This is a genomic window from Gemmatimonas aurantiaca (assembly GCF_037190085.1).
In the GTDB taxonomy this organism is placed as follows: domain Bacteria; phylum Gemmatimonadota; class Gemmatimonadetes; order Gemmatimonadales; family Gemmatimonadaceae; genus Gemmatimonas; species Gemmatimonas aurantiaca_A.
In genome coordinates this window covers 111946-124507 of the sequence record NZ_JBBCJO010000005.1, presented here as the reverse complement: position 1 = coordinate 124507, position 12562 = coordinate 111946, and the positions used below count along the sequence as shown (strand labels likewise).

The 12562-nt window shown below is 67.2% G+C and carries 13 protein-coding genes; 1 reads left to right on the top strand and 12 read right to left on the bottom strand.

Annotated elements, in window-relative coordinates:
- Positions 1-9: 9 nt before the first annotated feature.
- The 12 genes from xseA to WG208_RS06200 all read right to left on the bottom strand — a co-directional run bounded on the left by xseA (position 10) and on the right by WG208_RS06200 (position 11731).
- On the bottom strand, positions 10-1245 hold the full coding sequence (xseA, locus tag WG208_RS06255) for an exodeoxyribonuclease VII large subunit (RefSeq protein ID WP_337170481.1): 1236 nt from the start codon (positions 1243-1245) through the stop codon (positions 10-12).
- 11 nt (positions 1246-1256) lie between these two features.
- A complete protein-coding gene (folD, locus tag WG208_RS06250) occupies positions 1257-2216 on the bottom strand; it encodes a bifunctional methylenetetrahydrofolate dehydrogenase/methenyltetrahydrofolate cyclohydrolase FolD (RefSeq protein WP_337170480.1) in 960 nt (319 codons plus the stop codon).
- Positions 2206-3792, bottom strand: coding sequence for a ribonuclease Y (rny, locus tag WG208_RS06245; protein ID WP_337170479.1), 1587 nt, complete (start codon positions 3790-3792; stop codon positions 2206-2208). Before rny ends, folD begins: the two co-directional genes overlap by 11 nt.
- Positions 3793-4071: 279 nt before the next feature.
- On the bottom strand, positions 4072-4380 hold the full coding sequence (locus WG208_RS06240) for a cell division protein ZapA (RefSeq protein WP_337170478.1): 309 nt from the start codon (positions 4378-4380) through the stop codon (positions 4072-4074).
- The gene (locus tag WG208_RS06235) at positions 4380-4820 is read right to left on the bottom strand and encodes a hypothetical protein (protein WP_337170477.1); all 441 of its coding nucleotides are present in this window, start codon (positions 4818-4820) and stop codon (positions 4380-4382) included. The genes WG208_RS06240 and WG208_RS06235 overlap by 1 nt, the downstream gene beginning before the upstream one ends.
- On the bottom strand, positions 4810-7248 hold the full coding sequence (gene pheT / locus WG208_RS06230) for a phenylalanine--tRNA ligase subunit beta (RefSeq protein WP_337170476.1): 2439 nt from the start codon (positions 7246-7248) through the stop codon (positions 4810-4812). Before pheT ends, WG208_RS06235 begins: the two co-directional genes overlap by 11 nt.
- Positions 7245-8255, bottom strand: a complete 1011-nt coding sequence (pheS, locus tag WG208_RS06225) for a phenylalanine--tRNA ligase subunit alpha (RefSeq protein WP_337170475.1) — start codon at positions 8253-8255, stop codon at positions 7245-7247. Before pheS ends, pheT begins: the two co-directional genes overlap by 4 nt.
- Positions 8256-8404: 149 nt before the next feature.
- Positions 8405-8779, bottom strand: coding sequence for a 50S ribosomal protein L20 (rplT, locus tag WG208_RS06220; RefSeq protein WP_337170474.1), 375 nt, complete (start codon positions 8777-8779; stop codon positions 8405-8407).
- 12 nt (positions 8780-8791) lie between these two features.
- Positions 8792-8989 (bottom strand): 50S ribosomal protein L35, encoded by a 198-nt coding sequence (rpmI, locus tag WG208_RS06215; protein WP_337170473.1) that lies wholly within the window; start codon positions 8987-8989, stop codon positions 8792-8794.
- An 86-nt stretch (positions 8990-9075) separates the two neighbouring features.
- Positions 9076-9594, bottom strand: coding sequence for a translation initiation factor IF-3 (infC, locus tag WG208_RS06210; protein ID WP_345786967.1), 519 nt, complete (start codon positions 9592-9594; stop codon positions 9076-9078).
- Positions 9595-9905: 311 nt separating this feature from the next.
- Positions 9906-10787, bottom strand: coding sequence for an MBL fold metallo-hydrolase (locus WG208_RS06205; protein ID WP_337170471.1), 882 nt, complete (start codon positions 10785-10787; stop codon positions 9906-9908).
- Complete coding sequence (locus WG208_RS06200; RefSeq protein WP_337170470.1) at positions 10784-11731, bottom strand: 3'-5' exonuclease; 948 nt, start codon at positions 11729-11731, stop codon at positions 10784-10786. Before WG208_RS06200 ends, WG208_RS06205 begins: the two co-directional genes overlap by 4 nt.
- A gap of 94 nt (positions 11732-11825) precedes the next feature.
- On the opposite strand from WG208_RS06200, the gene WG208_RS06195 reads away from it, so the two are divergent.
- Positions 11826-12470, top strand: coding sequence for a redox-sensing transcriptional repressor Rex (locus WG208_RS06195; protein ID WP_337170469.1), 645 nt, complete (start codon positions 11826-11828; stop codon positions 12468-12470).
- Positions 12471-12562 lie beyond the last annotated feature (92 nt).

Genomic DNA, 12562 nt, shown 5'->3' with positions numbered 1-12562 from the left:
CCTCCGCCATCACCCGTGCTCCGATGTTCCATGTTCCGAGGTGCCCGGCGCCATGCCGTCGGGAAGTGGACGCGCGCCTTGCACGGTCGCGTCCACGATGCCGTCCTGCAGCCAGAGCTCAAAAGGCGCGCCCGGTGCGAACTGTTCCCGTCTGTTCAAAGTAGCGCCGTCGGCCCCGCGTGCCACGGCAAATCCGCGCGCGAGCGTGGCCAGAGGCGACAGGGCTTGCAGTTGGCCGGCCAGCGTCTCGATGCGCGCACGCCGGCGATCGACCACCCGGGTGGCCATGAGCGCCAGTCGCTTCCGCACCTGCACCAGCGACGCCGCGGCCCGCTCCTCGCGCCGCACGGCCGCCGACGCCAGGCGTTTGCCCAGTGCGTCCACCCGGGCGATGAGTTCACGTCGTGATGGCACAGCCAGCTCGGCTGCCGCCGAGGGTGTGGCGGCCCGCAGGTCGGCCACGAGATCGCAGAGCGAGATGTCCACTTCGTGCCCGACCGCTGAAATCGTCGGCAGCGGACAGGCGGCCAGGGCGCGCGCCAGTCGCTCGTCGTTGAAGGCCCAGAGGTCTTCGCGCGAGCCGCCGCCCCGACCGATGATGACGAGATCGGCCTTCCCCCAGCGCGCGACCCGATCGAGCGCCGCCATCAACGATTCGGGTGCCCCGTCGCCCTGCACCTTTGCCGGCACCACCACCAGTTCGACATCGGCGCTCCGGCCGCGGGTCACGGTGATGATGTCGTGCAGTGCCGCGCCATCGGGGCTCGTGATGACGGCAATACGACGGGGAAAGGCGGGCAATCGCCGCTTCCGCTCTGCCGCCAGCAATCCATCGCGTTCCAGACGCAACCGCGCCTGCTCCAGCGCCTTGCGCCAGAGTCCATCCCCCTCCGCCTCGAGCTGCCGCACCGAGAACTGCAGATCACCGCGCACGGGCCAGACCGTCATCTGCCCCAACGCGATCACCTGCATGCCTTCGTCGGGAGCCGCAGGAATGCGTCGCGTGGCCGAACTCCAGATCACGCAATTCACCTGCGCCTGGGCGTCCCGCAGCGAGAAGTACCAGTGCCCGTTGCGATGTTTCTTGAAGTTCGTGACTTCACCGCGCACCCAGAGCGGCGGGAATGCGCCTTCGATGAGGTCCTTGGCGGCGCTGGTCAGCGTATGAACGCTGAGGGCAGCCTCGGGTTCACTGCCGGGCGCGATGTCACGCGGCCCGTAGTCGTGCGACGCGGCGCGTGACACGGCGTCGTTCCTCAGCGCCCGGGCGCCTGTTCGGTGTTCGGGCCGGCGTTCGCCGCCGCATTTGCCGCCGCATGCCCAGCGTCGCGACGATCCGCAGTCCGTTCCGCCGCGCGAACGGTGTTGCGCAACAGCATCGCGATGGTCATCGGCCCCACCCCTCCGGGCACCGGCGTGATCTTCGAGGCCACTTCCACGGCGCTGGCAAAGTGCACGTCGCCGCAGAGACGGCTGCCCTTGGCCTTCGTGGCGTCGGGCACGCTGTTCATGCCCACGTCGATCACCACGGCACCCGGCTTGATCATGTCGCCGGTGATCATCTCCGCACGGCCGATGGCGGCAATGAGAATGTCCGCGCGACGCGTGTGCGCGGCGAGATCCTTCGTGCGGCTGTGACACACCGTCACCGTGGCATCACCGCCGGCGCGCCCCTGCACCAGCAGCGCGGCCATGGGCTTGCCCACGATGTTGCTGCGGCCCACCACCACCGCTTCCGCGCCACGCGTGTCGACGCCGCTCCGCAGCAGCAGTTCGATGACACCGGCCGGTGTGCACGACACGAACCCATCGGTGTGCCCGATGAGCAGCTTGCCGACGTTTTCGGGGTGGAAACCGTCGACGTCCTTGTCGGGACGGATGTGCCGGATGACGGTATCGGGATCGATATGCCGGGGCAGCGGCATCTGCACGAGAATGCCGTGCACCGTGTCGTCGGCGTTGAGTTGCTCCACGAGGGCCAGCAATTCCGCCTGCGTGGTGCTGGCCGGCAACCGGATGGTGCCACCGTTCATGCCGGCCGCCACCGACGCCTTCTCCTTGGCGCCCACGTACGTGGCGCTCGCCGGATCGTCGCCGACCAGCACCACCGTGAGTCCCGGCACCACACCGCGGGCTGTCAGCACAGCCACGTCCCGCGCGATCTCGGCGCGGATGTCCGCGGCAATCGCTTTTCCGTCGATCAGTTCAGCGCGCAAAATCCACCGCTCGGCTTTCTCGGATGACCACGACCTTGATCTGGCCGGGATACTGCAGTTCGGACTCGATGCGCCGCGCGATCTCTTCCGAGAGCGCCGCCATGCGCGCGTCGTCCACCTGTTCGGGAGTCACCACCACACGCACTTCGCGTCCCGCCTGAATCGCGAACACGCGCTCGACGCCGCGATAACTCGACGCGATGCGTTCCAGCCCTTCCAGACGCTTCACGTAGGTCTCGAACGCCTCACGGCGGGCACCGGGGCGCGAGCCGGAAATACCGTCGGCCGCCTGCACCAGCACCGACACCTCACTTTCGTGCGGCACATCGTCGTGATGCGCGGCGATGCAATTGACCACCAACGGATTCTCCCCGTACTTGGTGGCCACTTCGACGCCCAGTTGCACGTGCGTGCCTTCGTGCTCGTGCGTGAGCACCTTGCCGATGTCGTGCAGCAGCGCGCCGCGCTTGGCGAGCGCGACATCGAGTCCCAGTTCGGCCGCCATCATGCCTGCCAGCCACGCCACTTCCTTGCTGTGCGCGAGGATGTTCTGGCCATAGCTGGTGCGCCACTTCATGCGACCGATGAGCTTGATCAGCTCCGGATGCAGGCCGGTGATGCCCACTTCGTACGCGGCCTGCTCGCCCGTTTCCACGATCGCGACTTCGACTTCGCGACGCGCCTTGGCCACGACTTCCTCGATGCGGCCCGGATGGATCCGACCGTCACTCACCAGTTTTTCGAGCGCCAGGCGGGCCGTTTCGCGGCGCACCGGATCGAAACACGAGACGACCACCGTGTCCGGCGTGTCGTCGATGATGACATCGACACCCGTGGCCAGTTCGAACGCGCGGATGTTGCGCCCTTCGCGGCCGATGATGCGGCCCTTCATTTCGTCGTTGGGGAGCGAGACCGCCGACACCGTGGTTTCGGCGGTGGTCTCCGCGGCCACGCGTTGCACGGCCAGGGCCACGATCTTGCGGGCCTCCCGGTCGGCATTCCGCTTGGCCGATTCACGGATCTCGCGCAGCCGGCTGGCGGCATCGGCCAGCGCTTCGTCTTCGAGGCGACGTACGAGCTCGGCTTTGGCCTGATCGGCGCTCAACCCGGCAATCTGCTCGAGCTTGCGGCGCTCTTCCAGGACCATGCGGTCGAGCTCCTGGGTGCGAGACGAAACACCCTCCTCGCGGCCGGCCAGGTCGCGATTGCGGCGCTGGACCTCCTGCTCGCGTCCCTCCACCCCTTCACGTGCCCGATCGAGCTGGGCTTCACGCTCCAGCACCCGCTTCTCTTCTTTCTCGACCTCGATCCGGCGCTGACGGAATTCCTGCTCATGGACCTCCCGCAGTTGCAGGATTTCTTCCTTGCCGGCGACCACGGCGCCTTTCCGCAGCGTGTCCGCTTCCCGGCGGGCCTCGTCGAGGATGCGTTCGGCGGTCTGTTCCGCCGTGGCCTTGGCCCGCTGCTGTTCTGCGACCTCATCCTGGCGTCCGGAGCGTCGTCCGAACACAAAGGCGATCACAGCCGCAACCACGCCCAGCGCGCCTGTCAGCGCGGCCAGGGAAAGTTCTCCCATGAGGATCTATGCTCCACCGCGCGCGAACGCGGGTCCGGATTCGTGAACTGTCGGATCTATGCGAAACGCCGAAAAGCCGGCGGCCCACGCGAATTGCCCCTGGCTTCCAGATGACGCTCAGGGGCAATACGCGAATCCGCGGCTTCCAACGGCTGATATTGAGAACGTACGGATCCACGGGGTGCACCGCAACGGTTTCGCCCCTCGGAGCGCCACCGGGATGCCGCCGGCCGCCGGCGGGCAGCCGTCACGGCCCGAACCGTCAGGCAGGCCGGCCCGTCAGGCGGCGCCCTGGTCCTCGCCGCGCTTGGCCGGGGGCAGCAGCGGCCGGATGTCGGCCGCGAGCTGCCGGAGATCGGCCGTCAGCGCCTCGCTGGCGCCGCGCTCCTTGAAGAGCTCGTCGGTGATCTGCAGCGCGGCCAGAATGGCGGCCTTCTGCGTTTCCATCGTGGACGCCCCGGCGAGAATCGCCCGGATGGTCCGGTCCACGTGCTCGGCCACGGCCTTGGTGTGTTCGGGCGACGCCTCGGTTCTCAGGGAGTAGTCGTCCCCGAGAATGCGCACCTTCACCAGCGCCCGTTGGTCCATCACCGTTCCACCCCCTGGCCCACCTGCTGACGGAGGAAGCGCACCCGCTCACCCAACTGCGCGGTACGATCGCGGGCATCGGTGAGACGGGCCCGCAACTGCGCGTTCTCACGAGCCAGCTCCTGATCGATGCCTTCGGGCGTGGAACGCGCCGCCACTTCCTCATAGGCGGACTGCACCCGCCCCAGTTCGGAGCGGGCCGCCTCGAGCTCTTTCTGGAGACGATCGGCCTCGGCCCGTGAACTGTCGCGCGCCGAACGCAGGGCCTCCGCCTGGCCACGCAGCTCCTGCAATGCCCCCGTGGCCGTGCCGATCTGCTGCTCCAATTCACGTGTCCGCTGTTCCGACGACAGCGCGCGCCGACGATAGGTGGCCAACTGATCGCTCAGATTGCGCACCAGCGTGTCGAGTTCCCGGAAGGCAGCAACGTCAGGACGCACGTGGACGGATACCCAGTTCCTTGTCGAGGATGTCGAGCAGACGGGCCCGACGGCCCTCCAGCTCCTTGTCCCGGAGCGTGCGCTCCGGATGACGCCACGTCAACCGCCAGGCGAGGCTGCGTGTGCCCTCCGGCACACCCGCTCCGCGGAATTCGTCGAAGAGCTGCACCTGCTCCAGCAACTCGCCGCCCGCGCGCCGCAATGCGGCATCCACCGTCTCCGCCGACACGCCGTCCGGCACGAGCAACGCCAGATCGAACTCCGCCGCCGGTTGCGTGGGCAGCGGCACAAACCGCACCGCGCGCGTGGCGCCCGATTCCCGCTCGGCGGGCCCATGCGCATGCTGACCGGCCGGCGCCACGTCGTCCGACGACATCACGCCCAGCGTGAGTTCCACGCCCCAGGCTTCCGATGCCCACACGGGGCGATCGAGCGTCACGGCGTGCGCCGCACCCACCACGCCGAGTCCTTCCACGTGGATGTGCCATCCCAGCATGCCTTCCATGGGTGGCAGGGTGGCCGGGCGTCCCGGAAACGCCGCCGCGGCAATGCGCAGCGCCAGCTCCTTGGCATCCCAGGCGTCGTATGCCGGCGGCGTGGGTTCGGTGAAGTGCGCCGGCCGCCGAGCGCCCATGAGCAGCGCCCCCACGCGCGTCTCTTCGAGGGGCAGTCGACCGTCACGCGGGGTGAAGACGTCACCGATCTCGAAGAGCCGCAGATTGCCCTGCATGCGCGACAGATTGTATTCCGCGCGGCGCGCCAGCGTATCGAGCACCGACGCGCGCAGGAACGGTTCGTCTTCCGCCAGCGGATTGCGCACCCGCGGGGTGCGCTCGTCGCCGGTGGACGTGAACGGCATCGGACGTGCTTCCGCCATGCCGACGCCCACCAGCAGATCGCGCACCCGACGCGCGGCGAGATGCAGCGGATGGTCCGGCGCGTTGCCCGCGCGGAACGGCCGCAGTTCATCGGGCAGCGCATCGAAGCCCACGAGGCGCGCAACTTCCTCGATCAGATCGACTTCGAGGCCCAGGTCATGTCGCCAGCCGGGCGCGTGCACGACCAGTTCTTCGTCACGCCGATCGACGGTGCACCCCAGCGATTCGAGACGACGCACGATTTCCGAAGTGGGCACCTCGATCCCCAACAGACGCGTCACGCGGGCCGGGCGCAGCGTCACCGGCTCCCGCGCCGACACCGGCTCTCCCACGATCAGCACTTCGCGCACCGTGCCACCGGCCACCTGTGCGATGAGCGATGCCGCCACGCGTGCCACCGCTTCCGCATCCTGCGCATCGACACCACGCTCGAGGCGGTAGCTGGCATCGGTGGAGAGACCCACCGCGCGCCGCACGCGCCGCACGAAACGCGGCTCGAAGACGGCCAGTTCCAGCAGCACGTCGGTGGTGGCGGTGGTGACTTCGGTTTCGAGCCCACCCATCACGCCCGCGAGGCCGATGGGACGCGCGCCGTCGCAGATCACCGTCGTACCGGGCGCGATGGCGCGTGTCGTGCCATCGAGCGTCACCAGCGACGGTTCGTCCGCGCGCGTGCCACGCACGGTGATGGTGCGATCCTGCAGCGTGGCCAGATCGTACGCGTGCACGGGATGACCGAGGCCATGCAACACGTAGTTGGTGGCATCGACCACGTTGCTGATGCTGCGCTGTCCGATGCTGGCCAGCCGCTGCCGCAGCCACTCGGGGCTCTCCGTCACCTGCACGCCGGTGATCACCACGCCCACGAAGCGCGGACAGCTCACGGCATCGTCCACCACGATCGTGGCATGCGTGCCACGGGCCGTGGTCTTGCCTTCGATGGCCAGCACGTCAGACACCGGCGCGGTGAGATCGGCCGGAATGAGCGACAGCGGCGCGCCGGTGATGGCCGCGACTTCGCGGGCGACGCCCAGATGCGACAACAGATCGGGGCGATTGGGCAACACATCGAGATCGAGGCGCGCATCGGCCACCTTGATGACCTCGAGCAGCGGTGTGCCCGGTGGCACGTCGGTGTCGAGCGCGAGAATACCGTTGTGTTCTTCGCCGAGTCCCAGCTCACGGGCGGAGCAGAGCATGCCGTTGGAGGTCTCTCCACGGATCTTGCGCTTCTCGATACGCAGTCCGCCCGGCATCAGCGTGCCGGTGCGGGCAAAGGGATACTTCGTGCCCGCCACCACGTTCGGCGCACCGCAGACGACGTCCAGCAGTTCCCCACTGCCATCGTCGACCTTGGTGACCCAGAGATGATCCGAATTCGGATGTCGTCCCGCCTCGACCACCCGCACCACCACGAAGGATGCGAGTTCGGCACCCAGCATCTCGATGCCATCGAGGGTGACACAATGGCGACTCAGCGCTTCACCCACTTCCTGGGCGCTCAGCGTATGCGGAACGAACTGTCTGATCCACTCATGCGAAACGATCATCGCGCGAACTGCTCCAGGAAACGGACGTCGGAATCGTAGAGAACACGGATGTCGTTGATGCCATAGCGCGACATCGCGATGCGGGCCGGCCCCATGCCGAAGGCCCAGCCGGTGTACTTCTCGCTGTCGAGTCCCGCCGCTTCGATCACGTTGGGGTGCACCATGCCGCAGCCGAGGATCTCCACCCAGCGCAGGCCCTTGCCATCGCCGAGATCGACTTCGACGTCCATCTGCGCGCCGGGTTCGACGAAGGGGAAGTACGAAGGCCCGAAGCGCACGCGGCGTGTGGCGCCGTAGAAACGGCGCGCGAACTCCGCCAGCGTGGCTTTGAGATCGACGAAGCTCACGCCTTCGTCCACGGCGAGCCCTTCGAGCTGCATGAACGCCGGCGCATGCGTGGCGTCGAAGAAATCGCGGCGATACACCTGTCCCGGCGCCAGCACCCGCACCGGCGGCGCGAACTGCTGCAGCGTGCGCACCTGCACGGGCGACGTGTGGGTGCGCAGCAGTGTGTCCTCGCCGAGATAGAGCGTATCGTGCAGCTCCATCGCCGGATGATCGGGCGGGAAGTTGAGCGCACCGAAGTTGTACCACTCCGTTTCCGCTTCCGGCCCGAGGGCCACGGTGAATCCGAGTTCGCGGAAGATCTCGCAGATCTCGTCGATGACGAGCGTGACCGGATGCAGCGATCCGCGCCACTGGCCGCGCGGCGGCATGGTGGCGTCGAACGTGGCTGCCCCACTCGCGGCCGACTGGCGCTGCGCGAAGGCGTCGAGCGCGTTCTGGATGCGCTGCTTGAGCGTGTTGAACGCCCCGCCGGCGGCCCGACGGTCATCGGCCGGCAGCGTGCGCAGCGCACCCTGCAACGACGCGAGGCGGTCGTCCTTGAGCGCGTTGAGCTGCCCCTTGGCGACATCGAGGCGCGTGGCGGCGTCCAGCCCGGCGAGGAGTGCGTGACACTCCTCTGCCAGCGCGTCGGCCTGCGCGAGATACTCGGAGAGGTTCACAGGAAATTCGGAGACGGGAGCACGAAGGGCCGGCATCTGTCGATACCGGCCCTCACAACTTAACCAGACACACACCCGATCACCGGGACCGTCGAACTACCGTCGTACGGCGTCCCGGCGCGCGTGTGGAAACGCGATCAGGAGCAACCTCAGGCAGCGACCGTCTTGGCGTCGAGCGCCTGCTTGGCCTGGGCCGCGATGGCCGCGAAGGCCTCGGGCTCACGCACCGCGAGATCGGCAAGCACCTTGCGATCGATCTCGAGACCGGCGGCATGGAGGCCGTTGATGAACGCGCTGTACGAGAGATCGTTCAGGCGGGCCGCGGCGTTGATACGCACGATCCAGAGGCGGCGGAAGTCGCGCTTCTTGGCCTTGCGGTCGCGGTAGGCATAGCGCCAGCCGCGCTCGACGGTTTCCTTGGCAGCCTTCCAGAGCTTGGAGCGTCCGCCAAAGGCACCCTTGGCGTGCTTGAGGATCTGCTTCTTGCGCTTGAGACGAACGACGTTGGACTTGACGCGTGGCATAGTGGGAGTTCCTCAGGCCAGGATGAGACGCTTGATACGCTTCGCTTCGCCGTTGGTCTCGACGATGGCGGGGCGGCGGAGATTACGCTTCCGCTTGGCGTCCTTCTTGGTCAGGATGTGACTCTTGTACGCCTTCAGGCGCCGCACCTTCCCCGATCCCGTCACGGAGAAGCGCTTCTTGGCGCCGCTGTGGGTCTTCATCTTCGGCATGATTCGCTCATGGCTCTGGTCAACCGCCCCGAGGTGAGGCGGCCCTGCATCGATCACGCGCCGATCAACGGTGGTTCAACCGCGGATCACTTCGGCGCGAGGATCATCGTCATCGATTTTCCTTCCATCGCGGGTGCGCTTTCGACCTTCGAGAGGTCAGCCAGCTCCTGGGCGACCCGATCGACCACCTGTTTCCCGAGTTCGGGATGGGCGATCTGTCGGCCCCGGAACATCAGCGTCACCTTCACCTTGTTGCCCTCTTCGAGGAAACGCCGGGCGTGCCGCGTCTTCGTCTCGAAGTCGTGATCGTCGATCCCGGGACGGTACTTGACCTCCTTGAGATGGATCACGTGCTGCTTCTTCTTCGCGAGTCGCGCCTGCTTGGCCTGTTCGAACTTGAACTTGCCGAAGTCCATGATGCGAACCACGGGAGGCCGAGCCGCCGCCGCCACTTCCACGAGATCGAGGCCCAGCTCCTGCGCCATGGACAATGCCGCGTCCACTTCGAGGATGCCGAGCTGACTGCCGTCGGCGCCAATCACGCGAACGGGGCTGATCCGGATCTGCCGGTTCACCCGTGGCGGACGCTTCGTCGAATCCTGAATAGTGCGTACTCCGGTGGAAGAAACAGAAAACGCGGACCCCTGTGTGGAATCCGCGTCGTGAACGATCGCCGCCACTCACCACGGATAGACGCATGGCGAGGGAGCACGTTTCGATGGACTCCAGCAGCACACCTCGCGAGCGAACGCGCCATGAAGGAGCGAACGCGACATGAGGGCCGAAGGGTGGGCGGGGCGTCGCTGCCCCGCCACTTCTCGATTGTCCCGGGCTCTGCGACCCGGCGGCGGATAGAACCTGAAACAGCATCAGGTTAACCCGTAACAGCATAATTCTATGCGGGGAACCGCTGGGGTCAACCCCGGTCCGCCAGCGCGTACGCCTTGCCGTCGTGCGCCAGCCGGCCGAAACCCACGTGGGCGTCGTGCTCGAAGATGAGGAGCCAGTCCTCGCGCAGCGCCTCGCCCAGCAGCGCCCGTTTGGACTCCAGCGTCACCAGCGGCTCCACGTCGTACCCCATGATCCACGGCAGCGCGAGGTGATGGCTGGTGGGCACCACGTCCCCCAGAAAACAGGCCGTCTCCCCGCCCGACCGCAGAATGACACTCTGGTGGTGCGGTGTGTGGCCGGGTGTGGGGCGGACGGTGATGCCCGACACGATCTCCCGCTCGCCTTCGATCACGTCGAAGCGGTCACTGGCCACGATGGGCGCCCAGTTGGGCGGAAAATAGCTGGCCGCCGTGCGTTCGTTCGTGTGTTCGGCGTACGCCTTCTCGCCGGCCTGCACGAGGTAGCGCGCGTTCGGAAAGGTGGGCAGCACCTCGCCGGAGGGGGTGCGCCAGGTGTTGCCGCCGGCGTGATCGAAGTGCAGATGCGTATTGATCACCAGCGACACCTCCTCGGGCGTGAAGCCCGCCGCCCGGATCCCGTCCTCGAGCGCGGTCCGCCCCTCGGCACCGGCGTTCTCGATGCCGTAGATGTCGTGGAACTTCTGCGTCTCCTTGTTGCCGGAACCGGTGTCCAGCAGGACGAGGCCGTCCTCGTGCTCGATGAGCAGACAGCGCATGCCCATGGGGATGCGATTCTTCTCGTCCGCCGCCAGCCGCCGTGACCAGAGGGTCTTGGGCACGACGCCGAACATCGCGCCACCGTCGAGTTGCTGGCCGCCGGCCTGGATGGCATGAATGCGCCAGCGGCCCAGCGTGCGCGTATCGAGCAGGGGATGCGGAAAACTCACGCGATATCGTCCTCGGTGACAGGAAGTGGGAAAGCGCGGCGACGGCGATCGGCCGCCCGTTGCGGACGTCGACCCACGGGACCGTCCACGAAAGCCTGCAATGCGCTCCACGTCTCAACGCCGGCGTCGGCCGCGATGTTGAGCATGCGGCAGAGCGCGTGCGCCGTGGCCACCGCATCGCCGGCCGCCCGGTGACGCGCGCCGATCTCGATACCAAAATGCCGGGAGACATGGTCGAGCGAGCGCCGCGAAAACTGCGGCAGCGCGGCCCGTGCGAGACGCACCGTGCAGAGCCGCGGTCCGGACAGCTCCTGCCCACTGCTCCGGCGCACCTCTTCACTCACGAAACGCCAGTCGAACGCGGCGTTGTGTGCCACGAACACCGATCCCCGCAGGCGTTCGAGCACATCGGGCACGACCTGCCGGAACGTGGGCTGATCGCGCACCATCTCCCACGAGATCTGCGTGAGTGCCGTGATGAACGGTGGAATCGGCCGTTCGGGGTTCACGAGCTGGGAGTAGACCTCGCCCACCTGCCCCCGCTCCACCCGCACGATGGCGATTTCGGTGATGCGGTCCCCGCCCGACGCGCGGGTGCCGGTGGTTTCCACGTCGACCACGGAGAACGACAGATCGAGAAGCCGCGGTCCGGCGGTGTGAGGCTCCCCGTCCCGCGGTCGGACTGCCGTGCCTGCGTCTCCGCTGACTCCGGCATGATCCGCGGTTCCGGCCGTCAGAGTCCAGTGTCCCGTGGGCAACCGCCTGAACTCGGGATGACTGCCGAGCAGTGCGACGGCCATGCGTTCGGCGGCGTCGGCCTGCAGGCGGTCCACCTGGCAGACCTCGCGCATGAGCGTGACGGCATCGAGCGGTCCGCTGGCCAGCCGGCGGGCCGCGCGGGCGGAGAGCGTGGTGGGCCGGGGGGAGACCGATGTACCAATCACGTCTGGAAAGTAGTGGACGGGTGGGAAAGCCGCTGGTGAAACGGAGCGCGTCTGTCTAGCTTTGTGAAGATTTTCACAAGCACCAAGAGCGCCCGTGAAACGCATCGCCGACTCCACCGTCCGCCGCCTGTCGATGTATCTCCGCTATCTGGAGGATCTCGATACGCGTGGACAGCAGACCGCTTCCAGCGACGAACTCGCGCACCTGTGCGGGACGACCCCGGCCCAGGTCCGCAAGGATCTCTCCTTTTTCGGCTCGTTCGGAAAACGCGGGCTCGGCTACCCCGTGCATGAGTTGACGGCCCATCTGCGGGAAATTCTCGGCCTGCAGCGGGAGTGGAAGGTCATCATCGTGGGCGCCGGCAAGATCGGCGCGGCGCTGGCCAACTATCGCGGGTTCCGCCAGCGCGGGTTCACGGTGGTGGGGGTGTACGATCACGACCCCGACAAGGTGGGCAAGGCCTGGGGCGATGCGACCATCCGCTCGATGGACGACCTGGCGCAGGATATCCGCCGGGAAGAGGCCCCGATCGCGGTGCTGGCCATTCCGGCCGAGAACGCGCAGGCGGTGGTGGATCAGATCGTGGCTGCCGGTATCCGCGCGATCCTCAACTTCGCGCCGGCGCAGATCTCGGTGCCGCCCCATGTGTCGCTCAAGTCGGTGAACATGGCGATGGAGCTGGAAGGTCTGTCGTTCGCGCTCACGAACGCGGGGTTGCTGGATCAGGGGGCGGCGTAACAGCAACAGCAAACTGCTTTGCCGCGGATGGGGCGGAAACAGCACGGATAACTACGAAAAAACTTGTTGTTGATCCGTGTTGTTTCCGCCCC